This window comes from Candidatus Photodesmus katoptron Akat1 (assembly GCF_000478685.1).
In the GTDB taxonomy this organism is placed as follows: Bacteria; Pseudomonadota; Gammaproteobacteria; order Enterobacterales; family Vibrionaceae; genus Vibrio; species Vibrio anomalopis.
Genome location: NZ_AMSD01000001.1, coordinates 358,130 through 382,192, shown reverse-complemented (window position 1 = coordinate 382,192; position 24,063 = coordinate 358,130). Strand labels below are relative to the sequence as shown.

13 protein-coding genes and 3 pseudogenes are annotated in these 24,063 nt (G+C 32.1%); 11 read left to right on the top strand and 5 right to left on the bottom strand.

Annotated features, from left to right (window positions below; all coding sequences use genetic code 11):
* Window positions 1-13: 13 nt before the first annotated feature.
* The 3 genes and pseudogenes from O1U_RS04995 to lrp form a co-directional block, all read right to left on the bottom strand.
* Window positions 14-1,234, bottom strand: a pseudogene (locus O1U_RS04995) (DNA translocase FtsK); the annotation flags it as partial.
* 321 nt (window positions 1,235-1,555) lie between these two features.
* Window positions 1,556-2,218, bottom strand: a pseudogene (locus O1U_RS04990) (DNA translocase FtsK 4TM domain-containing protein); the annotation flags it as partial.
* A 78-nt stretch (window positions 2,219-2,296) separates the two neighbouring features.
* Window positions 2,297-2,794: a leucine-responsive transcriptional regulator Lrp gene (gene lrp / locus O1U_RS01600; RefSeq protein WP_016503669.1), complete on the bottom strand. Its 498-nt coding sequence runs from the start codon at window positions 2,792-2,794 to the stop codon at window positions 2,297-2,299.
* Window positions 2,795-3,122: 328 nt separating this feature from the next.
* Between lrp and O1U_RS01595 the strand changes: the two genes are divergently transcribed.
* Window positions 3,123-4,010 (top strand): 2-dehydropantoate 2-reductase, encoded by an 888-nt coding sequence (locus O1U_RS01595; protein ID WP_016503668.1) that lies wholly within the window; start codon window positions 3,123-3,125, stop codon window positions 4,008-4,010.
* Between the two features lie 12 nt (window positions 4,011-4,022).
* On the opposite strand, the gene nadC is transcribed toward O1U_RS01595, so the two are convergent.
* Window positions 4,023-4,931, bottom strand: coding sequence for a carboxylating nicotinate-nucleotide diphosphorylase (nadC, locus tag O1U_RS01590; RefSeq protein WP_016503667.1), 909 nt, complete (start codon window positions 4,929-4,931; stop codon window positions 4,023-4,025).
* Between the two features lie 663 nt (window positions 4,932-5,594).
* On the opposite strand from nadC, the gene O1U_RS04960 reads away from it, so the two are divergent.
* The 9 genes and pseudogenes from O1U_RS04960 (at window position 5,595) to groL (ending at window position 19,882) form a co-directional block, all read left to right on the top strand.
* Complete coding sequence (locus tag O1U_RS04960; protein ID WP_016503666.1) at window positions 5,595-5,861, top strand: tyrosine-type recombinase/integrase; 267 nt, start codon at window positions 5,595-5,597, stop codon at window positions 5,859-5,861.
* Between the two features lie 130 nt (window positions 5,862-5,991).
* Window positions 5,992-7,737 (top strand): single-stranded-DNA-specific exonuclease RecJ, encoded by a 1,746-nt coding sequence (gene recJ, locus O1U_RS01580; protein WP_040356519.1) that lies wholly within the window; start codon window positions 5,992-5,994, stop codon window positions 7,735-7,737.
* Between the two features lie 646 nt (window positions 7,738-8,383).
* Window positions 8,384-11,068, top strand: a complete 2,685-nt coding sequence (gene aceE / locus O1U_RS01575; RefSeq protein WP_016503664.1) for a pyruvate dehydrogenase (acetyl-transferring), homodimeric type — start codon at window positions 8,384-8,386, stop codon at window positions 11,066-11,068.
* Window positions 11,069-11,088: 20 nt separating this feature from the next.
* Window positions 11,089-12,315: pseudogene (locus tag O1U_RS01570) on the top strand (2-oxo acid dehydrogenase subunit E2); the annotation flags it as partial.
* Window positions 12,316-12,440: 125 nt separating this feature from the next.
* Window positions 12,441-13,877 (top strand): dihydrolipoyl dehydrogenase, encoded by a 1,437-nt coding sequence (lpdA, locus tag O1U_RS01565; protein ID WP_016503662.1) that lies wholly within the window; start codon window positions 12,441-12,443, stop codon window positions 13,875-13,877.
* A gap of 137 nt (window positions 13,878-14,014) precedes the next feature.
* Window positions 14,015-15,214 (top strand): acetate kinase, encoded by a 1,200-nt coding sequence (locus O1U_RS01560; protein WP_016503661.1) that lies wholly within the window; start codon window positions 14,015-14,017, stop codon window positions 15,212-15,214.
* Between the two features lie 37 nt (window positions 15,215-15,251).
* Window positions 15,252-17,399, top strand: a complete 2,148-nt coding sequence (gene pta, locus O1U_RS01555; RefSeq protein ID WP_016503660.1) for a phosphate acetyltransferase — start codon at window positions 15,252-15,254, stop codon at window positions 17,397-17,399.
* A 476-nt stretch (window positions 17,400-17,875) separates the two neighbouring features.
* Window positions 17,876-18,166, top strand: coding sequence for a co-chaperone GroES (locus tag O1U_RS01550; RefSeq protein WP_016503659.1), 291 nt, complete (start codon window positions 17,876-17,878; stop codon window positions 18,164-18,166).
* A 63-nt stretch (window positions 18,167-18,229) separates the two neighbouring features.
* Complete coding sequence (gene groL, locus O1U_RS01545; protein WP_016503658.1) at window positions 18,230-19,882, top strand: chaperonin GroEL; 1,653 nt, start codon at window positions 18,230-18,232, stop codon at window positions 19,880-19,882.
* 123 nt (window positions 19,883-20,005) lie between these two features.
* Here the strand turns inward: groL and gltX are convergent, their stop codons facing one another.
* Window positions 20,006-21,421, bottom strand: coding sequence for a glutamate--tRNA ligase (gene gltX / locus O1U_RS01540; protein WP_016503657.1), 1,416 nt, complete (start codon window positions 21,419-21,421; stop codon window positions 20,006-20,008).
* 262 nt (window positions 21,422-21,683) lie between these two features.
* On the opposite strand from gltX, the gene O1U_RS01535 reads away from it, so the two are divergent.
* Entirely contained in the window at window positions 21,684-23,933 is a 2,250-nt protein-coding gene (locus O1U_RS01535; RefSeq protein ID WP_016503656.1) for a heavy metal translocating P-type ATPase, read from the top strand.
* Window positions 23,934-24,063 lie beyond the last annotated feature (130 nt).

The following is a 24,063-nucleotide window of genomic DNA, read 5'->3' as shown; positions in this document are numbered from 1 at the left end:
AGTGTATTTAAGTAATTTTATCAATATAACTTGGTTTACCTAATTTTTTCCAGTGCTTCACAACTGAATGAACATCATCATCAGGTGCAAATGTGCCATGTATTCGTATAGCATGATTTGATCCATGAGGAAGATAAAGCATATCTCCCATTCCAAGCAATGATTCTGCTCCTCCTTGATCAAGGATTGTTCGTGAATCTGTTTTAGTTGAAACTGTAAATGCAATACGAGTTGGTATATTTGCTTTAATTAAACCTGTTATTACATCTACAGATGGACGTTGGGTAGCAAGGATAAGGTGGATGCCTGCTGCACGAGCTTTTTGAGATAATCTTATGATTAATTCTTCAACTTTTTTACCAACTACTAGTATTAGATCAGCAAGTTCATCAACTATAACAACAATATAAGGTATTTTTTCTAAGTAGGGAGATCCCGTGTTTATGGTATCATCATGATACCAACTCGGTTTTTTTATAGGCTGATTAGCCTTAATAGCTATATTGATTTTTTTATTGAAAGTTGTTATATCCCGAACACCGAGGGTTGACATGATCTTGTATCGACGATCCATTTCAGCTATACACCAACGTAATGCATTTGATGCATCTTTCATATCAGTTACAACTTCAGATAATAAATGAGGAATTCCTTCATACACTGAAAGTTCAAGCATTTTAGGATCAATCATAATAAACCGAACTTCTTCAGGTGTTGCTTTATAAAGCATACTAAGAATCATCACATTCACACCAACTGATTTTCCTGAACCAGTAGTACCTGCTACTAAAACATGTGGCATTTTAGATAGATTAGAGACAATTGCATTACCACCAATATCTTGACCAAGAACAATGCTTGTTGGTGATTTAGCTTTTATAAAAGCTTGACTATTAATGACTTCAGAGAAATAAACAGTTTTTCGATTAACATTAGGCAATTCAATTCCAACATAAGGCTTACCAGGGATTACTTCAACAATACGTACTGTCGTTGTTGAAAGTGATCGTGCGAGGTCCATAGATAAAGTAGAAATTTGACTAACTTTGATACCAGGAGCAAGATCAAGTTCAAACCTAGTAATTACGGGACCTGGAAAAATTTCTACTACTTTGGTTTTTATTTTGTAATCTAATAATTTAGCTTCAATAAGACGAGCAATATTTTCAAGAATGTTATGGTTAATGCAGTTTTTATGTTTTTTAGGATGATAAAGTAAATCCAAAGATGGCATTGATTTTTTTTCTATTTTTGTTAAGCCACATTTTAGTTTGGAAATGTGTTTTTTATAATTTTGGTTTTTTTTTTCATTCAGATTTGTTTCTGGTAGGATTATTTCAAGATTTGTAGGTTCATTAAATTTAGACTCTTCATGAGAGTTATTATGTGCTTTTGTCTGACTATCCAAATATGATTTATTATCGAAAGAAACCGATTCTTTATTATTAGAAATTGAATTATCAGTATATAACGAGTTTTGTTTAAGATTTTCAGAGTTTGTTGTAGTTGATTTTTGTTGATTTTTAAATTGTTCTGGTAATAATGCCGTTGTATTTCTTTTTTTCTTTAGAAAATTTCTAATAAAACAAAATACATCGATGGTTTGTTTTCCTAAGCATTCAACAATTGATAACCAAGAGATTCCAGTTAAAAGTGTAAACCCAGCCCCCCAAAAGAAAAGAAAAACTAATATTGTTCCTAATAAACCTAGTCTAGGTAAGATAATATTTGTAGTAATATCACCAATTATCCCTCCAGATGAAAAATACCAAATATCATCAAAATTGATATCTGCTAGACCACAGCTAGTTAAAATTAGTATTACGCAACCAAGTAAACGAGCACCCCATAACATTAAATCTATAGGATAGTTTTTATCATGAATGCGTTTTTTTAGAAATAACCACGCTATTATTAGTAAAAGAATTGGTATTAGGTAAGCAAGAGAGCCAAAAATAAAAAAGAGCGTATCAGCTATCCATGCCCCTAATATTCCATCAGCATTTTGAATATCCACCCCCCAGTTAGTTTGTGACCAAGATGGATCTGAAGGACTAAAAGTAAATAAGGATATTGATAATAAAATAGATGATAAAACAGTCAGTATTAAAGCGCATTCTTTTAATCGTTGGAAACTATTTAAACGAGAATATTTAGATTCTTTAGTTAATTTTCTGATAGTAGCATCCTTTTTTTTTTGAAATAAGTTCTTAAGCATAAAAGTAAGTTTAATTAGATAAATTAGCAATTTAAAGTGTGTATATTTAAGATTAATAGTAATTTATTATAAATACAACTAACGATTTTTTATAACTAATTGATTTGTCTGTTTAACTTCTTCTACGACAACATAGGTACGAGCATCATTAACACCAGGAAGGTGCAGCAATGTACAAGTAAGAAGTTTTCGGTAAGCGGTGATATCAGGTATACGGATTTTTAGCAAATAATCAAAATCTCCTGATACTAAGTGACACTCTTGAATACCATCTAGTTTTTTTACCATTGTATTAAATTGTTCAAATATATCTGGTGCATTTTTATTAAGTGTAATTTCAACAAAAACCAATAATGATGCTTCAAGATTCTTTGGATTCAAAAGTGCTGTATAGCCTATGATATATTTTTGTTTTTCCAAGCGACGAACTCTTTCTAAGCATGGTGTTGGAGAAAGTCCTACTCGTTTGGAAAGTTCTACATTAGATATCCTTCCATCTTTTTGCAATTCATTAAGGATACTGAGATCTATGCGATCTAAATATTTAGAAGACGTTTTTTTACAATTGATTACCATTTTGTTTCCAATTTAAGTCTCTTATCTAAGTAAGAAGAAGTATATTACAGCTTTTCTTTATCTAGTATCAATTTTTATTCTTATAAATTTTTATAATATTAAATTAATTGAGGTGCATTTTTACAATGAGCAATAAATAAAATATTTATTAATTGTAATCTTAAGAAATAGCTATTTGCTATAGTTGCTGATAGGATCTAAGTTTATTTAAATCTTAAGTTATCTTTTATGTGCTATTAAATTGCGCAAATTTTTATTATATTGAATTTATTTTCTTATTATCACTACAAACTAAATTTTACTGTTAAACAAAAAATAAAGATGAGTTATGAATATTTCGATAATTGGTCCTGGGGCAATTGGTACTTTATTAGCATGCAGGTTAGTGAATTCTGGACATCATGTTTCTATTTGGGGGAAAAGTTTATCTTCAACTATTAGTTTACGGATTAATAAAGAACAGCCTCACTTATTTTCTAATTGTAATAAACAACATTTGGCAAATTCAGAACTAATTATAATTACTGTCAAAGCTTGGCAAGTCGAAAATGCTTTGGTACCTATTGTTTCTTATCTTCATAAAGATTGTATAATTGTATTCATGCACAATGGTATGGGAGTTATTGAACATATCTGTAATAAAATTAGCCATCATCCAATTTTATTGGCAACTACTACACATGGAGTTTACAAGCCTAATTCAATGCAAGTATTTCATACGGGTAAGGGAATCACAAAATTAGGAGGGTATAATGATAAAGGCAAACATTGTGTTTTTTTAGTTAAACTCCTAGATCATGCATTACCTGAAGTGATTTGGTCTTCTTCAATAAAAGTCACTTTATGGAATAAATTGGCAATTAGCTGCGTGATTAATCCAATTACAGCTTTAGAGCAATGTGCTAATGGCATCTTATTTAAGAAACGATATGAACATTTATTGATTAATTTATTAAATGAAATAGTACTTGTGATGCATGAAGAAGGAATTGAGACAAATTTTTTTGATTTGTCTTTTGCTCTAGGTAAAACAATTAAAAATACTGAGAAAAATTTTTCTTCAATGCAGCAAGATGTTTTTTTTCAAAGAAAAACGGAAATTGATTTCATTACAGGGTATCTTATTTCTAAAGCAGAAAAACATGGTATCTTAGTACCTAAAAATAGGTTTTTATATCAGAAAATTAAATTAAAAGAAGGGATTTATCAAAAGTGAATTTTATTATATTTATTGAAAACGCATAGAAAGATCTAACGTCTTTAAATCCTTTGTTAGACTTCCAATAGAAATATAATCGATGCCTGTATTTGCATATTCTTTAATATTTTCTAAAGTAATGTTACCTGAGCATTCTAGGATTGTTCGATCTGCATTAATTTGTACTGCTCGACGTATCATATCAATATCAAAGTTATCAAGCATTATTACATCTGCACCTGAATTTATGGCTTGTTCTAGTTCTTTTAAATTTTCAATTTCGATTTGAATGGTTTTTTGGGGATGTAGTTTTTTTGCTTTTGAGATGGCATGTACAATACCACCGCATGATATTATATGATTTTCTTTGATTAAATAATCATCAAAGAGTCCTATACGATGATTTTTCCCACCACCACAAACCACTGCATATTTTAGCGCATAACGCAAACCAGGGATAGTTTTTCTGGTATCTAGTAAGCAACATTTTGTATTTGCAATTTTTTTAATATATTGATAAGTAGTAGTTGCACAGCCAGAAAAAGTTTGTATAAAATTTATTGCATTACGTTCACCAGTCAATATTGTACGTGCTGAGCCAGAAAGTCTACATAATATCTGATTGACCTTTATTTTATCACCATCTTTTACATACCATTCAATTTTGACTTTTTTATTCAGCTTATTTTCATGACTTGATAATTGTGTAAATACTTCATCAACCCAATCTCGTCCACAAAAAACTCCTTTTTCTCGACTAATAATAATTGCCTTTCCATGAGTTCCTTCAGAAATTAAATTTGAAGTAATATCTGAAGAAAGATAGATACTTCCACCAAGGTCTTCTGTTAAAGAATGAGCTACAGTTCGAGTAATTTCTGTTGGTAATATTTGTTTTAAATAATTAAGGCGTTCTCGGATGTTATGTGTTTTTTTCATATCAAAAATAATTAAGGAAGTAAAAAAATCTTACGAAAAACAACAATACTTCAATTTATCGATGGTAGTTCTTTTACGTATAATCGAATCTCTATTGATTATAGTAATAATTAAATATTTTTAAAGAAAATTATTGATATAATTAGATTTATTAAATACTAAACAATAATTTATAATTGTTTGATATAATTAAAGGTTTCATCTGCTTTTTGTTTAAGATAGTATTGGTAATTTATCAATTCTATATGTATGGCATATGGTTTTCAATCTAATTACCAATTAGATACTATTCAATTATCTAGTTTGCAAAATACTAAATGTGGTTAACGGATCAAAAGTGTAAGCTAAGACCTCATTCTAGAATGAGGTCAACGATCAGTATTTGAATCAAACAGAAATTCATTTAGATAAACCTACAATATTAATTAGAAATCCTAACTTCCTAAACGATTACCTAAAGATTTGACGGAAGAACAAGTTAATTTATTATTAAATGCATCAAATCTTAATGAGGTGATTAGATTGAGAGATAAATCAATGCATAGACTCTATGCTACTAGATATATTGTTCTCTTAAAGAAATAGCAAATATTAACTTATGTCAAGGTGTAGTGTGTATAATAGGTAATGGAAATAAAGAGCGATTAGTACCTATAGGAGAAGATGCAATGGATTGGATCGGCACTTTTTTTAAAGAATAGTAGGCCTATATTACTAGGTTCATTAAAATCTGATATTTTCTTTCCAAGTAAACGTGCTAGAGTGATGACAAGGCAAACTTTTTGCTATCATGTTAAATATTATAGGAAGATTATTGGAATTGATATAAAACTGTTATCTCCTCATATTTTGAGGCATGCTTTTGCTACATATTTACTAAATTATGCTGCAGAACTTGGAGTAGTTCAGATGCTGCTTGGTCAAAGCTAGTTATTTTCCACATAAATTTATACCCATGTAGCTGCAGATCGACTCAAAAAATTTCATAGTAACCATCATCCAGGTTGTTTATGGTATTAGTCAGTACATACTCATTCTCTATGCTTTATTATTTAATATGATGATAAAAATTCAACGTCGGCCTAGAGCTGATCTTAGTCTTCTTCCTGATACAATTCATCCTATATTAAAACGTATATATATAAATCGTGGTATACAATCAATTAATCAATTAGAAACTACAACTAAAGCACTATGTTCATATAAAGAATTACCAGGTATTCATAAAGCGGTACGATTGTTATTTTTAGCTATTCAAGAAAATAAACGGATTATCGTTGTTGGTGATTTTGATGTTGATGGGGCAACTAGTTCAGCCTTATCTGTATTGGCACTACGTATGTTGGGATCTAGAAATGTAGATTATTTAATCCCAAATCGTTTTAAGGACGGTTATGGTCTCAGTGTTCAGGTAGTTGATCAAGCTATCAAGTTAGGCGCGGATATAATTATGACTGTAGATAATGGGATTTCATCTATTGATGGAGTTAGTTATGCTAATAAAAAGGGCTTACAAGTTTTAATAACAGACCATCATTTACCTGGTCATAGACTCCCTAATGTCGACGCAATAGTAAATCCAAATATTTGTAGTTCTGGTGTTTTTTTAAAAACTTTATCTGGTGTTGGTGTTGTATTTTATTTAATGATGGCTCTTTGTGTGTATATGAGAGATAAGGATTGGTTCATTCTAAATAATATGCTTGAACCTAAGCTTATGAAATTCTTAGATTTAGTTGCTTTTGGTACTATAGCTGATGTTGTACCATTGGATAAAAACAACCGCATTTTAGTTTATCAAGGGTTACAACGTATTCGAGCAGGTAAAACACGGCCAGGTATTCAAGCTCTTATTGAAGTAGCTAATCTTAATAGAAAAAATTTAGTGGCATCTGACTTTGGTTTTGCACTAGGACCAAGAATTAATGCAGCTGGTCGTTTGCATGACATGTCATTTGGGGTAGAGCTATTGATAAGTGATGATATTCATACGGCACGTTATATAGCAAAACAGCTTAATGCTTTAAATCAAACTCGAAAAAAAATTGAAGAAAATATGAGGAAAGAAGCTATAGCTTTTTGTAATAAGATTCAATTAAATAAAAACTCTCAATTTCCATTTGGTTTAGTTTTATACCAGCGCGGATGGCATCAAGGTATAATTGGTATTCTTGCGTCACGAATGAAAGAGAAATTTCACCGTCCGGTTGTTGTTTTTTCTAATAATACTAAAGGGATACTCAAAGGTTCTTGCCGATCTATTCCTGGATTCCATTTTTTTAATGTACTTGATAATATTAATTCTCAAAATCCTGGATTAATTATTATGTATGGTGGTCATTCTATGGCAGCAGGTTTAACTCTTAAAGAAGAACACCTTGATAATTTTGCTAAAATATTTGATCAAGCAGTACGTAAGGAATTAGGTGATTTAGTATTAAAAAATATCATACTAAGTGATGGGAAATTGAAAGAAAAAGATTTTTCCATACACACTGCAAAATTATTAAAATTTGCTAGTCCATGGGGAGAAGGATTTCCTGAACCAGTTTTTGATGGTAAATTTAAAGTTATCAATCAAAAACTGGTAGGGAAAAAGCACATACGGTTATTGCTTGAGCCTATATTTAAGGATTGTTTCAATCGAACTATTATAGATGGAATTATGTTTAATGCAGATTTGAATTATTGGCCTAATAGCTCAGTAAAATTTGTTCAATTAGTATATAGGCTTGATGTTAATGAATTTAGTGGAAGTCATTCGTTACAATTGATAATTGAGCATATTGAAACGATAGTATTTTAATATATATGATTTTTTTTGTTAGATTTTATGGCTTTTTAGGTTTAGTGTGGTTATTAATGCAGAAAAACAAAATTGATTTTTCAATTTTGAAAAATCAATTTTGGCTAGACATCTATGTTTTAATTATGTTAGCTTCAGAAATAAAGTGGGATTTATATTACTATTATTAGTGAGAATTAGAAAAATAAACGAGTTGCTTTTTACTAAAAACTTATTGATGTTTACTGAAAAACTGTAAAAGAAACTGTTGTAAATTTATTTTAATTTTACCTTATATCTATAGTATATGTTTAAAATTAGGAATTATCATAGTATTTGAAGAATAGTACGTATTATGCGGTTTCCCTGTATTAACTTATTCTTATGCCTGGTTTTTTAACCTTTAAAGAAATGAAAAAGTCTTTAGATTAATTGTGTTTCAATAGTTTTGTTGGTTTCTAGATTAATAGTAGTTGATTTAATGATTAATTAACTCGAAAGTTCTTCCATGTTCTATTTTACTGGTAACAGTTTATCGTGTTGTTGAATTCAATTTCAACCAGAAGTTAAAAGTTTATTTAAGTGAAATTTTAAAACAAAGCAACTAGTTATGATTAGTATTCACTTGTTAAATTGAGCAAAGCAGATCAATTATAAGGATGAAACGATGTCTGATGTGAAATATGATATAGACAAACTAGAAACTCAAGAATGGCTTGAATCACTTGAGTCGGTTATTCGTGAGGAAGGTACAAGTCGTGCTCAGTATTTACTTGAACAACTTCTAGAGAAAGCATCTTCAAGTGGTATCAATATATCAAGTATTAACACGAGCTATATTAATACTATTCCAGTTTCACAAGAGCCCCCTTATCCTGGCGATTTAGTTATTGAGTCTCGTATCCGTTCTATCATTCGGTGGAATGCCATGGCAATTGTGTTACGTGCATCTAGAAAAGGTTTAGATCTTGGTGGTCATATAGCATCTTATCAATCTTCAGCAACATTTTATGAAGTTTGTTTTAACCATATCTTTCGTGCTTCAAATAAGTCAGATGGAGGAGATTTAATTTACTATCAAGGTCATACTTCTCCTGGTATTTATTCTCGTGCTTTTGTTGAAGGTCGATTAAGTAAAGAACAGCTCGATAATTTTCGTCAAGAAGTCGACGGTAAAGGCATTTCCTCTTATCCTCATCCTAAATTAATGCCTGAATTTTGGCAATTTCCAACAGTATCAATGGGTTTAGGCCCTATTGCTTCTATCTATCAAGCACGGTTTCTAAAATATCTTAGTAGTCGTGGTTTGAAAGATACTTCTGCTCAAAGAGTTTATACCTTTTTGGGAGATGGTGAAATGGATGAACCAGAATCACGAGGTGCACTTTCATTTGCTGCTAGAGAACAGCTCGATAACTTATGTTTTTTGATTAATTGTAATCTTCAGCGTTTGGATGGTCCAGTAATAGGGAATGGAAGTATTATTCAAGAGCTAGAAGGGGTGTTTAAAGGAGCTGGTTGGAATATAATTAAGGTTATTTGGGGTAGTGAATGGGATACATTACTTGCTAATGATACTACAGGAAAGCTTATTCAACTTATGAATGAAACTCTTGATGGTGATTATCAAACTTTAAAATCTAGAAATGGTGCTTATATACGTAAGCACTTTTTTGGTAAATATCCAGAGACAGCTGAACTTGTTGTTAATATGACTGATGATGAAATTTTTTCTCTTAAACGTGGCGGACATGATGCATCTAAATTATTTGCTGCGTTTCAAAATGCAAAAGAAACAAAAAACAAACCTACTGTAATTTTAGCCAAAACAGTGAAGGGTTATGGTATGGGTAATATTGCTGAAGGGAAAAATGTAGCTCATAGCATTAAGAAAATGGAAATAAAAGATATTCGATATTTACGTAATCATTTAAATTTGCAAGATGTTATTTCTGAAAAAGAGCTTGAAGAACTTCCTTATTTAAAATTGGAAGAAGGTTCTGTTGAGTATAAGTATCTTCATGCTCGCCGAAAAGAGTTATATGGTTATATGCCTAATCGGTTGCCTAAATTTACTAAAAAAATAACAATTCCTAAAATTCAAGTTTTTTCTTCACTTTTAACTGAGCAAAAACGGAAGATTTCTACAACTATTGCTTTTATACGAACATTAAATCTCTTTCTTAGAGATAGAAATATTGGTAAACATATTGTTCCTATTATTGCTGATGAAGCTCGTACTTTTGGAATGGAAGGTTTATTCCGTCAAATTGGTATTTATAATCCTAATGGCCAGAAATATATTCCAGAGGATAGCAAGATGCTTTCTTATTACAAAGAATCTGTTTCAGGACAAATACTTCAAGAAGGCATTAATGAATTAGGTGCCATGTCTTCTTGGTTAGCTGCCGCAACCTCTTACAGTACAAATGATTTACCCATGATTCCTTTTTATATATATTACTCTATGTTTGGTTTTCAGCGAGTTGGTGATATGGCATGGATGGCAGGTGATCAGCAAGCTCGTGGTTTTTTATTAGGTGCTACATCTGGTCGAACTACATTGAATGGTGAGGGATTACAGCATGAAGATGGTCATTCTCATATCCAAGCTAATATAATCCCTAACTGTATCTCTTACGATCCAACATTTTCTTATGAAATTGCAGTAATTATTCAGGACGGGATCCGTCGTATGTATGGACAAAGTCAAGAGAATGTTTTTTATTACTTAACCTTGATGAATGAAAATTACTCAATGCCAGCAATGCCAGAAGGTGCTGAGAAGGGTATTTGCAAGGGCATTTATAAATTAGAATCTTATAAAGATAAACATGTTGATATGAATAGGGGAAGTATCAGGAAAGTTCAACTTCTTAGTTCAGGTAGTATTATGAATGAAGTACGTAAAGCCGCTAAAATTTTAAAACATGATTACGGGGTAGAATCTGATGTCTATTCTGTCACTTCCTATAATGAATTGACTCGTGAAGGTCAGTCAGTAGAACGTCACAATATGTTACATCCAGAAAAAGAACCTAAAGTCCCATATGTTGCTCAGATTTTAGGAAAAGAGCCTGCTATTGCTGCTACTGATTATATAAAAAATTATGCAGAGCAAATACGCCCATTTATTCCAGCTGAGTCTTATAAAGTACTAGGCACTGATGGTTTTGGACGTTCTGATAGTCGTAAAAATTTACGTCGCCATTTTGAAATTAATTCTAGCTATGTTGTTGTTGCTGCATTAGCTGAATTAGTTAAACGAGGGGACTTTGAACAAACTGTAGTTGCTGCGGCAATTAAGAAATTTAATATTGATACTAACAAAATTAATCCGCAATATGCATAAGGTAAAACACGATGATAATCGAAATTAACGTACCTGATATTGGTTCTGATGAGGTTGAAATAACTGAGATTTTAGTCAATATTGGCGATACAGTTTCAAAAGATCAGTCTCTAATTACTGTTGAAGGAGATAAAGCTTCAATGGAAATTCCTTCCCCCTGTTCAGGTGTGATAAAAGAAATTCAAGTTTTAGTAGGTGATAAAGTCTCTTCAGGTTCACCATTCATGAGTTTTAGTATTGAAAAAAGTGAAAATTTTATTTCAGATGATGTACATAAAGAAATATCTTCTAAAGATAATAGCGATCACTATGTTTATGCTTCTCCAATTGTTCGTCGTCTAGCACGTGAATTGGATATTGATCTATCCAGAATTTTTGGCACTGGTCGTAAAGGTCGTATTTTAAAGGAAGATATTCAAGCTTATATTGAAGGAGTAAAATCTGATAAAGGGAAATTGATAAAAAGGGAAGAAGATGGAAGGGAAGAAGATGGGAAGAATCTTTTGAATTTGCTTCCTTGGCCAGAGGTAGATTTCAGCAAGTTTGGTGAAATAGAAACTAGCCCTATTCCTCGTGTGAAAAAAAAATCTGGAGCCAATTTACATCGTAATTGGGTAATGATCCCTCATGTAACACAGTGGGATAGTGTCAATGTTACTAAATTAGAGGAATTTAGAAAGGAACAGAACATCAATAACTCTATGGAGAACGGTGCTAGAAAAATTACATTGCTATCATTTATAATGAAAGCTGTTGCTAAAGCGTTAGAAAAATTTCCTACATTTAATTCTTCTTTATCTAACGATGGAGAAAGTTTAATAATTAAAAAATATATAAATATTGGTATTGCAGTTGACACTCCAAATGGTTTAGTAGTTCCTGTCTTTCAAAATGTAAATAAAAGGGGTATTTATAAGTTATCTGAAGATTTAATTTCTATTTCTAGGAAAGCTCGTGCTGGTACTTTGAAAATTTCAGATATGCAAGGTGGCGGTTTTACTATATCTAGTCTTGGGAGTATTGGTGGAACAAGTTTTACTCCAATAATCAATGCTCCAGAAGTAGCTATTCTTGGTATATCTAAATCTGAAATCAAGCCAGTGTGGAATGGCAATGAATTCCAGCCACAATTACAACTGCCGCTTTCTTTATCATATGATCATCGAGTCATTGATGGTGCTGAAGGTGCACGTTTTATCACCTTCTTAAATAGTATATTATCGGATGTTCGTCGTTTAATTCTATGAAGGAGAAAGCATTAAATTTTGATTTGCTATAAATAGCTCCTTAGAGGTAATACTAACTTTGAGTGTACTGATAATATTCAGAATATAATTGTATCTTACAAAGAGAATGATCATGAGAGGTCAATATGAGCAATGAAATTAAAGCAAAAGTAGTAGTGCTTGGTGCAGGTCCTGCCGGCTATTCTGCTGCGTTTCGGTGTGCAGATTTAGGTTTAGAAACCATTCTTATTGAGCGCAATGACTCTCTTGGTGGTGTTTGTTTAAACTTAGGTTGTATTCCATCAAAAGCACTATTGCATATATCTAAAGTTATGGAAGAAGCAAAAATGTTAGCTGAGTGCGGTATTGTTTCTGGTAAACTTCAAGCTGATATAGAAAGTATTCGTTCTTGGAAAAAGAGAATGATTACTAAACTAGCCTCTGGTCTTTATTCTATGGCTAAGACACGTAATGTTATGATTCTAAATGGATTTGGCAAGTTCACAGGACCTAATTCAATTGTAGTAGATACTAAAAAAGGTAAAAAAAATGTTAATTTTGAGTACGCTATCATAGCTTCAGGTTCTAAACCAATTCAACTGCCATTTATTCCACATAAAGATTCACGTGTTTGGGATTCTACAGATGCGCTAGAATTAAAAAATATTCCAGAAAAATTATTGATCATAGGTGGTGGAATTATTGGATTGGAGATGGCAACAGTTTACCATACTCTTGGGTCTAAAATTGATATTGTAGAAATGTCTGGACAATTGATTCCTTTAGCAGATAAAGATGTTATTTCTATTTATAACAGAAAGATTAAAAGCCAGTTTAATTTAATGTTAAAGACAAAAGTAACTTCAATAGAAGCTAAAGAAAATGCAATATACGTTTCAATGAAAGGAGAAAATTCTATACCTAGTTCTAAATATTACGATGCGGTTTTAGTTGCAATTGGTCGTGTGCCAAATACTAATTTCCTTGATATTGAAAAATCAGGTGTTAAGATCGATGGATCCAATTTCATAATAGTTGATAAACAAATGCGTACTAATATTCCTCATATTTACGCTGTTGGTGATGTTGTTGGTCAACCAATGCTAGCTCACAAAGGTGTTCATCAAGGTCATTTAGCTGCAGAAGTAATCTCAGGTAAAAAACATTATTGGGACCCTAGAGTTATTCCATCTATAGCTTATACTCAACCTGAAGTAGCATGGGTAGGAAAAACAGAAAAAGATGCCAAAGAAGAGGGTATTGATTATGAAATTGCAATATTCCCTTGGTCTGCTTCAGGTCGAGCAATCGCGTCTCATTATTCTGAGGGTATGACTAAGCTTATTTTTAATAAAAATAATCGTCGAATAATTGGTGGCGCTGTAGTAGGAATGCATGCTGGCGAGCTTTTAGGTGAGATTGCTCTTTCTATCGAAATGGGTTGTGAGGCTGAAGATATTGCATTAACTATTCATGCTCATCCTACTTTACATGAATCTATAGGTTTAGCTGCAGAAATATTTGAAGGTAGTATTACTGATCTTCCAAATATCAAGGCTCAAAGTAAGAAATCCTTTAGGTAAAGTAAATTAGTTTGAGATTTACATGGTTCCCATTTTGTTTTTTGACTTAGCAATCAACGAATTATACATATCACCCTCCTATATTTGTTTTTGCATTTTAATTAATTGTTAGATAATATAACATACAGGTTTTTTTCATGTCTAAGCTAGTATTTGTTTTAAACTGCGGTAGTTCTTCTCTTAAATTTGCTATTGTGGATGCAAAACGTGGTATAGAACACCTAAGTGGTCTTGCAGAATGCTTATATCTTAAAGAAGCCAGGATTAAATGGCAATTACATAGAAAATATGAAGCTAAGCTTAGTGATAATGCGATTCATGAAGAAGCATTATCATTTATTGTAGAAAGCATTTTAGATTCTTCTAAGACAGAGCTTTCTAAAAATGTGAAGGCTATTGGTCATCGGATTGTGCATGGAGGTGAAAGATTTACTCAATCTGTTCTTATTACAGATAAAGTTCTAAAAGGAATTCAAGATTGTTCAAAATTAGCACCACTTCATAATCCTGCTCATATTATAGGTATTAAAGCAGCTCAAAAAGCTTTTCCAAAACTTCAAAATGTTGCTGTTTTCGATACTGCTTTTCATCAAACTATGCCTGAACAATCTTATTTATACGCCTTACCATATTCTTTATATAAGGAACATGGTATTCGTCGATATGGTATGCATGGTACTTCTCATTTATTTATTACTCGTAAATGTGCAAGCATATTAGATCAAAAAATTGAAGAAACAAGTATTATTAGTTGTCATTTAGGTAATGGTGCTTCAGTTTGTGCTATTAAAACTGGCCAATCTGTAGATACATCTATGGGGTTAACTCCATTTGAAGGTTTAGTAATGGGTACTCGTTGCGGCGATATTGATCCTGGGATTATTTTTCATTTGTATAATGTTCTTGGCTATTCTATGAAAGAAATTGAGCATATGTTAACTAAAGAATCTGGTTTTCTTGGATTAACTCAATGTTCTTCTGATTGTCGATTTATTGAAAATAATTATGCTAAAACAAAGGAAGCAACCCGTACAATAGAAGTATTTTGTCACCGATTAGCTAAATATATCGCAGGTTATAGCACATTATTTGATGGACATTTAAACGCTATTATTTTTACTGGTGGTATAGGTGAGAATTCAGCATTAATTCGTGAAAAAGTTTTGGATCGTTTAAGTTTATTAGATGTTAAAGTTGATAAAGAAGCAAATTTACAAGCTCGTTTTGGTCGTGAAGGGTTTATAACTGAAAAAAACAGTCGTATTCCAGCAATCGTTATTTCTACTAATGAAGAGTTAATTATTGCGGAAGAGACTGCTCATTTATTAGGTATCTGAATATGAAATTAGATAAATAGTATAGGTATTCAAACAGATGTCACGCACTATAATGCTCATTCCTACAAGTGCTTCAGTTGGTCTTACTAGTGTAAGCATAGGGATCCTTCGTGCCATGGAAAGGCAAGGTGTAAATGTTTCTTTCTATAAACCGATTGCCCAACTTAGTCATGGTGGAAACCAATCTGATCTTACTTCAACAATTATTGCAACAAATAGTAATATGGTTGTAGGTGAGCCTACTTTAATTACTACAGCTGAAAATTTAATTGGTAATGAAAAAATAGATATGCTTCTCGATTTTGTTATGGAGCAATATAATAAAGTAAAAAAAAGATCTGAAGTTACTCTTGTAGAAGGACTTGTATCAACTAGAAAACATCTATTTGCAAATCAAGTGAATGCGGAGATTGCAAAAACACTTGATGCTGAAATTGTTTTTGTAGCAATTCCAGATACTGATGAGTTAGAAAAATTGAAGGAGCGTGTTGAAGTTACTTTTTCAAATTTTGGAGGTGCTAAAAATGCAAATATTTCAGGTGTTATTATTAATAAGCTAAATGCTCCTATTGATGAAGAAGGTCGTATTCGTCTTGATTTTTCTAGTTTTTTTTCTAGTAAAGATAGAATTCAACAAGTAAATCTTGAGATAATAAATATTTTTAATTCCAGTCCCATTCGTGTTCTTGGATGCATCCCTTGGAATATTAATTTGATAGCGACACGTGCCGTTGATATGGCTAAACATTTGCGTGCCGAAATTATTAATAAAGGTGAAATTGAAACTCGACGTATCAAAAGTATTATTTTTTGCGCACATTCTTTACCGAATATGATAAAGCATTTTAAACCAGGTGCTTTGCTTGTAACTTCAGGAGATCGTCCAGATGTTATTGTTGCAATTGCACTAGCAGCAAAAAATGGTATTGAAATTGCTGCTATTTTACTTACTGGTGGTTATGGTATCCCAAAAAAAATTTTTGAGTTATGTAAACCAGCATTTGAAACTGGTTTGCCCATTTTTAAAGTAGAGTCGAATACATGGCAAACAGCTTTAAATTTAGAAAGCTGTAATCTTGAAATGTTAGTTGATGATAAAGAACGTATTGAATTTATTAGCGATCATGTTGCTAGTCATATTCACTCTACCTGGATCAATTCATTATCTGAAGGTGTTCAGAGAAATCGACGTTTAAGCCCACCAGCTTTTCGTTACTATTTAACTGAATATGCACGTAAGGTAGAAAAACGTATTGTTCTTCCTGAAGGTACTGAACCACGTACAGTTAAAGCTTCATCTATTTGTGCAGAGCGTGGTATTGCAAGATGTGTCCTTCTTGGAAATCCTAAAGAAATTCATCGTGTTGCCATGCAACAGGGTATTAAGTTAGGTTTTGGAATTGAAATTATTGATCCTGATGAAGTGCGTGAAGATTATATTTCTCTTTTAATTAAACTTCGAAAAGGAAAAGGCATGACGGAAGTAGTCGCACGAGAAAAATTAGAAGATTCTGTTTTCCTTGGAACTATGATGCTTGAACGAAACGAAGTTGACGGTTTAGTATCTGGTGCAGTACATACGACTGCAAATACTATTATTCCTCCATTTCAAATTATTAAGACAGCACCAGGTACATCTATTATATCTTCAATTTTTTTTATGCTGCTACCAGAACAAGTTTTAGTATATGGTGATTGCGCAATTAATCCAGATCCGAATGCAGAACAACTAGCTGAAATTGCTATTCAATCTGCAGATTCTGCAGCCGATTTTGGAATTGAACCACGTGTAGCAATGATTTCATACTCTACAGGTGAATCTGCTAAAGGTACTGATGTAGATAAAGTTCGAACAGCAACTCAAATTGCTAAAAAGAAACGCCCTAATCTTATAATAGATGGCCCTTTGCAATATGATGCTGCTATTATGGAAAATGTTGCTGCTTCTAAGGCACCTAACTCTCCTGTAGCTGGTAAGGCAACCGTATTCATATTTCCCGATTTGAATACAGGAAATACTACTTATAAAGCTGTACAACGTTCTGCAGATTTATTATCCATTGGTCCTATGCTTCAAGGTATGCGAAAACCAGTCAATGATTTATCTCGTGGAGCACTTGTAGATGATATCGTTTATACTATTGCTTTGACTGCAATTCAAGCTAGTAAGACAGTACCCTGTTAGTTCTTATCAAAAGAAACATCTTTATAAATATGTTTTAGTTAAAAGACAGAAAGTTAGAGTTAATTTTGATCTACTTAATCAGTCAATAAGTATTAAAATTCATAGAAAAATTATTAAGAAACAATGTTTGTTTAGATAATTAACTACAATGTGTTTTTAAATTTAGAATAGTTTTAATATCCTCAGAATTTCTTGCAATTTTTTAGGATTAGATATGTAATTAAATAATTATAATATTACACATTATCTTTCCTAGAATTATTTTAATATTCCTTTTCAGCTGCTAAGCTACTGTAAATGGTGATAGATTAGTTATAATTAATATTTTTTGATGTATTGGTCACAAAATTTTACTTTTACCCCTTGGATTTATCTAATATACCCCACATATTCTCGGCGAGGCACTTCCAAATCAGTTAATTTGACTAGTGCATAATTTATCAAAATCATATAGAAATTTTCAGGAGAAAGGACTGATGAAGATTCGTCCATTACACGATCGAGTTATTGTAGAGCGCCAAGAAGTTGAGTCTAAATCAGCGGGTGGCATTGTTTTGACTGGTTCTGCTGCAGAAAAATCAACTCGCGGTACAGTTGTAGCTGTGGGTAAAGGCCGTGTTCTAGAAAGCGGTAGACTTCAGCCACTAGATGTAAAAGTGGGTGATGTTGTTGTTTTTTCTGATGGTTATGGTACAAAAACAGAAAAAATTGATGGTAAAGAAGTTCTGATTATGTCTGAAAACGACATTATGGCGATTGTCGAGTAATTTTTTGCTCTGATTCAAAACGCATAGATATAAAAATCGAATTAAGAAAGGGAAAAATTAAAGATGGCTGCTAAAGATGTTAAATTTGGTAATGAAGCACGTATTAAAATGCTAGAAGGTGTAAATGTTTTAGCTGATGCGGTAAAAGTAACATTAGGTCCTAAAGGACGCAATGTTGTCTTAGATAAATCTTTTGGTGCACCAAGTATTACTAAAGATGGTGTGTCTGTAGCTCGTGAAATTGAACTGGAAGATAAATTCCAAAACATGGGTGTACAAATGGTAAAAGAAGTAGCATCGCAAGCAAATGATGCTACTGGTGATGGTACAACAACAGCGACAGTCTTAGCTCAGTCAATTATTACTGAAGGTTTGAAAGCTGTAGCTGCAGGTATGAATCCAATGGATCTTAAGCGTGGTGTCGATAAAGCAGTAGCAGCAGCAGTAGAAGAATTAAAAGTGCTATCTGTGCCATGCGAAGATGCTAAAGCAATTGAACAAGTAGGTACTATTTCTGCTAATTCTGATTCTACAGTAGGTAAAATTATTGCGGAAGCAATGGAAAAGGTAGGTCGAGATGGAGTTATTACAGTAGAAGAAGGTCAAGGTCTACAGGACGAATTAGATGTGGTAGAAGGTATGCAGTTTGATCGAGGCTATCTATCTCCTTACTTTATCAATAATCAGGATTCAGGTTCTGTAGACCTTGAAAATCCTTTTATTCTATTAATTGATAAAAAAATTTCTAATATTCGTGAACTTTTACCGATTCTAGAAATAGTAGCAAAAGCATCTCGTCCTTTATTAATTATTGCTGAGGATTTAGAAGGTGAAGCGTTGGCAACTTTGGTTGTGAATAACATGCGTGGGATCGTAAAAGTAGCTGCTGTTAAAGCTCCAGGTTTTGGTGATCGTCGTAAAGCAATGTTGCAGGATATTGCTATCCTAACTGGTGGTACGGTTATCTCTGAAGAGATTGGTCTTGAACTTGAAAAAGTTACTTTAAATGATTTAGGTCAAGCTAAACGTTTAACAATTACTAAGGAAACTTCGACTATAATAGATGGTTCAGGTAAAGAAAGTATGATCCAAGGTCGTGTTACCCAAATTCGTCAGCAGATTGAAGAAGCAACTTCAGACTATGATAAAGAAAAACTGCAAGAACGTGTAGCAAAATTAGCTGGCGGTGTTGCAGTCATTAAGGTTGGTGCAGCAACTGAAGTAGAAATGAAAGAGAAGAAAGATCGAGTAGAAGATGCGTTGCATGCAACTCGTGCAGCAGTGGAAGAAGGTGTAGTTGCTGGCGGTGGTGTTGCATTAATCCGTGCTGCTTCAAAAGTTTCGAAACTTCAAGGAGATAATGAAGAACAAAATGTAGGAATTCGTGTAGCTCTTAGAGCTATGGAGGCTCCAATTCGTCAGATTACTAATAATGCAGGTGATGAAGGGTCTGTTATTGCTAATAATGTTCGTGCTGGAGAGGGTAATTATGGTTACAATGCTGCAGCAGGGAAATATGGCGATATGATAGCTATGGGTATTTTAGACCCAACTAAAGTTACTCGTTCTGCACTACAATTTGCAGCATCAGTTGCAGGTCTAATGATTACAACTGAGGCTATGGTAACTGAGAAACCTCAAGATTCTTCTTCAGCAACTTCAACACCTTCAGCACCTGATATGGGTGGAATGGGTGGTATGGGCGGAATGATGTAGTTTTATGTCATGATGTTTATACTATATCTACGGATATTAAGTTATTATTAAAGTAGATGAAATAGATGAAGTTTGATACTCAGACTCTAAAGAGTCTGAGTATCGGGTTTTCTTGATTTTCTTTTAACTTTTATTATTGATAAATTCTAAAGCTTTTTTAATTCGAAGTATGACTCGATTCTGTCCAATAAGTTGCATTATTGCATTAATTGATGGAGACTCACTTCTTCCTGTTATTGCTACTCGTAGTGGCATCCCTATCTTGTGAGTTTTAATTTTAAGTTCTGAGCATATTTCAGTAATCATTTTTTTAAGGTTATCTGTTGTCCAGATTGCTAAGTTTTCTGCCTTAATAAGTGCAAGTTGTAGTGGTTTTTTTGCGATTGGAGATAAATATTGTTGAGCAATTTTCATTTCAAAATTTGGATATTTTTTATAAAAGTAATGTATTTGATCAGCTAGCTCAACTAAAGTATTACAACGGTTACGTACTAATTTGCAAACCTCTATGATATTAGGACCATTGTCCTTATTAATACCTTGTTGGTCTAGATGCCATTGAAGATGTTGGACTATATACTCAGGTGTTGAAGTTTTGATATAATGGTTATTCAGCCAAAGTAATTTTTTAGGATCAAAGATAGCGGAGGATTTAGAAATTGCTTTAAAGCTAAATAAATGAATAAGTTCTTCTATTGAGAAAATTTCTTGATTACCATGAGACCAGCCTAAGCGAATTAGATAATTATTAAGTGTATTAGGTAAATAGCCTTTATTTCGGTAATGCATTATAGATTCAGCATCCTGTCGTTTAGATAGTTTAGCACCATTGTCACCTAGAATCATAGAGCAGTGTGCATATATTGGTATCTTTGCTCCTAAAGCTTGGTAGATATTAATTTGACGAGGTGTATTGTTAATATGCTCTTCACCACGAATGACATGTGTAATTCCCATATCCCAATCGTCAACGACTACACAAAAATTATAAGTAGGTATACCATCCGATCGACGGATAATTAGATCATCTAATTGTTGATTATGAATTTCAATACGACCACGAATCTTATCATTAAATACTACACTGCCTGTTTTTGGATTACGAAAACGAACTACATGAGGAGTATTATCATTTGGAGTTTGGTTTAACAGTTTAATTTTTGGATGGTTTGCATCATAACGCGGTATTTCTTTATTAAGTATTTGTTCTGTACGAATTTCCTCTAATAGTTCTTTAGAAGCGTAACATTTGAATGCTTTATTTTCAAAAATGAGTTTATCTATAATTTGATTATAACGTTTTAAACGATTAGTTTGGTAGTAAGGACCTTCGTTCCATGTTAGTCCCATCCATGTCATTCCTTCAAGGATTGCATCTATAGCTTCTTTAGTTGAACGTTCTAAGTCCGTATCTTCAATACGTAGTATAAAGTCACCAGCATATTTTTTAGAAAAAAGCCATGAGTAAAGTGCTGTACGTATTCCACCAATATGGAGGAAACCAGTTGGACTAGGAGCAAATCGAGTTCGAACTTTCATGAGGATATCCTATAATTTTTGTGTAAATTAAATAATTGGTGTAAGGAATTAAGATGAAGGATTTTAACATTATTCTAAGAAGTTTCTACAATCGTAAAACTTAAGAAGCCTAAAGGCATACCAATTGGGTTTAGTGTATTATATATGTTATTCTATACATTTTATAAGAGTTGTCTAACTTCACTATTTTATTACTTACTATTACTATATCAAGAAATTTTCTAAGACAAATTGTTTTAAAAAGACTTAAGGTGTTATTACCTTGAACGAAAAAAATTATGTCATGCATCTGTTTATTCATGAAATGACTTGTAGTGCTTGTGTTGCTGGTATAGAGAAAACAATTCTATCTATACCAAAAATTAAAAAGGTTCAATTTAATTTACTTGAACAAAGTGTTCTATTAGTTGCTGAAAAAAACGATAAACATTTTAAAGATAATTTATTATTAGTACTTAAGAATTTTGGTTATCAAGCTGAATTTTTCGATAATGACTCCGCTATTATATTCAAACAAAAAAACCAAATATTACAAGATCAGAAACAATTGCACAAAAGAAATTTTTTAATTGGATTCATCATGGCTATGATGTTTATGATTTTAGGATATTTAAACGAATATATTTTGCTAAAAACAACGCAAGTTCAAATAGTATGGAGTATAATAGGCGTTATTTGTTTCTTTTCATTTTTTATATCAGGTAAATATTTTTTTGTTAATGCTTTTCGATCACTTATGCATCAACGTATTACTATGGATATATTAATTGTATTAGGAACAGGGATAGCATGGCTATACTCAATGTTATTAGTTATTTTCCCAAGTTTATTTCCTGAAAAAGCTCAGCATTTTTATTTTGAAGCTAGTGTAATGATTATGGCTTTTGTTTCATTAGGTCGCTATATAGAAGCAAAAGCAAAAAGTCAAACGAGCCGATCTTTGAAAAATCTTATTGATTTACAACCAAAACATACAACCTTAATTACTCCAAAAGGAGTTCGAAGAATTCTTGTTAGGAAAATCAAATTAGGTATGTCATTACTTGTAAAACCAGGTGAAAGAATTCCAGTGGATGGTGAAGTTATTAGTGGTTGTTCTTACGTAGATGAATCGATGCTAACAGGTGAATCTATTGGTATTTATAAAAAAACAGGGAATCCAGTTTCAGCAGGGACATTAAATCAAAGTGGAAGTCTTACTATTATAGCAAGGAGTATGACTACTGGTACTGCTTTATCAAAAATTATTCAATTAGTTCGACAAGCTAGAAGCACTAAACCTTCTATTACTAAATTTGTTGACAAAATATTAGTTGTTTTTATTCCTGTAGTTATTTTAGTAGCCCTGTTTTCAGCTTTTATTTGGTATTTATTTGGTCCAGAGCCAAAGATTAGTTATATGTTAGTAGTTACTAGTACAGTCTTGATTATCGCATGTCCTTGTGCATTAGGTTTGGCTACTCCATTATCCATTATTGTTTCTATGGGTAAGTCAGCAGAAATGGGGATTCTTATTAAGGATGCTGATACATTGCAAAGTGCTAATAAAATTAATGTGGCAGTATTTGATAAGACAGGGACTTTGACAGAAGGGAAGCCTAATGTACAACATATATATTCTTTTATAGCAAAGAATACTAATCATATTCTACAATTAGTATATAGTGCTGAACAATATTCAGAGCATCCTTTAGCAAAAGCAATCTGTAATTATGCTGTACTTAATAAGATTGATCTACTTCAGTCAAGTAATTTTAAGAATTTAGAAGGTCGTGGAATAACTGCAGAAGTAAATGGAAAAACTATTTTAGTTGCTTCTATTAATTACTTTGAAAAGAAGAAGATTTCTCTTAGTAATGCAATAGTAGCTATTAGAGAATGTTTTGATAATCTTTGGACTCCTATTGCTGTTGCTATTAATGGTAAATTAGTAGGTATAGTTGCAATATCAGATGCAATTAAAAGGGATTCAGCTGCAGTTATACATTCTTTAAAAAAACGACACATTCATACCGTAATGTTAACTGGAGATTCTAATATAGTAGCGAACTCTATAGGAAAGCAATTAGGTATCGATGAAATTATTTCAGAAGTATTACCAAATAAAAAATTGGAATATATCAAAAAGTTTCAAGAAAATGGTAATATTGTTGCTATGGTAGGGGATGGTATTAATGATGCTCCTTCATTAGTTCAGTCTGATATTGGAATTGCTATGGGTAATGGTAGTGATATTACTATTGCAAGCGCAGATATAACCTTGCTTAATTCTTCTCTTATATCAGTACTTAGAATCATAGAGATTGCAAAGGTAACTGTAAAAAATATAAAGCAAAATTTATTTGCTGCATTTTTTTATAATATTCTAGGTATCCCTATTGCAGCTGGTGCACTTTATCCAATATTTGGCTTTCTATTAAATCCAATTTTTGCTGGAATAGCGATGGTACTTTCTTCGATTACGATAGTAAGTAATGCAAGTCGATTACGTTTCTTTAAAACTAAATTTTAGTATAAATTAATATAACTATATCAGATAATTTGCTTTCTAAAGTAATTTAGTCTCATAGATATATTTTAAACTTTTTATTCCTGATCTCTTTTTCTTACTAGGTAGTAATGCATGATTTTATTTCGATATA

Coding starts and splice junctions, on each gene's coding strand:
- lrp (WP_016503669.1), bottom strand. CDS start 2,794: ATGGTAATCAATTGTAAAAAAACGTCTTCTAAATATTTAGATCGCATA.
- O1U_RS01595 (WP_016503668.1), top strand. CDS start 3,123: ATGAATATTTCGATAATTGGTCCTGGGGCAATTGGTACTTTATTAGCA.
- nadC (WP_016503667.1), bottom strand. CDS start 4,931: ATGAAAAAAACACATAACATCCGAGAACGCCTTAATTATTTAAAACAA.
- O1U_RS04960 (WP_016503666.1), top strand. CDS start 5,595: ATGCAATGGATTGGATCGGCACTTTTTTTAAAGAATAGTAGGCCTATA.
- recJ (WP_040356519.1), top strand. CDS start 5,992: ATGATAAAAATTCAACGTCGGCCTAGAGCTGATCTTAGTCTTCTTCCT.
- aceE (WP_016503664.1), top strand. CDS start 8,384: ATGTCTGATGTGAAATATGATATAGACAAACTAGAAACTCAAGAATGG.
- lpdA (WP_016503662.1), top strand. CDS start 12,441: ATGAGCAATGAAATTAAAGCAAAAGTAGTAGTGCTTGGTGCAGGTCCT.
- O1U_RS01560 (WP_016503661.1), top strand. CDS start 14,015: ATGTCTAAGCTAGTATTTGTTTTAAACTGCGGTAGTTCTTCTCTTAAA.
- pta (WP_016503660.1), top strand. CDS start 15,252: ATGTCACGCACTATAATGCTCATTCCTACAAGTGCTTCAGTTGGTCTT.
- O1U_RS01550 (WP_016503659.1), top strand. CDS start 17,876: ATGAAGATTCGTCCATTACACGATCGAGTTATTGTAGAGCGCCAAGAA.
- groL (WP_016503658.1), top strand. CDS start 18,230: ATGGCTGCTAAAGATGTTAAATTTGGTAATGAAGCACGTATTAAAATG.
- gltX (WP_016503657.1), bottom strand. CDS start 21,421: ATGAAAGTTCGAACTCGATTTGCTCCTAGTCCAACTGGTTTCCTCCAT.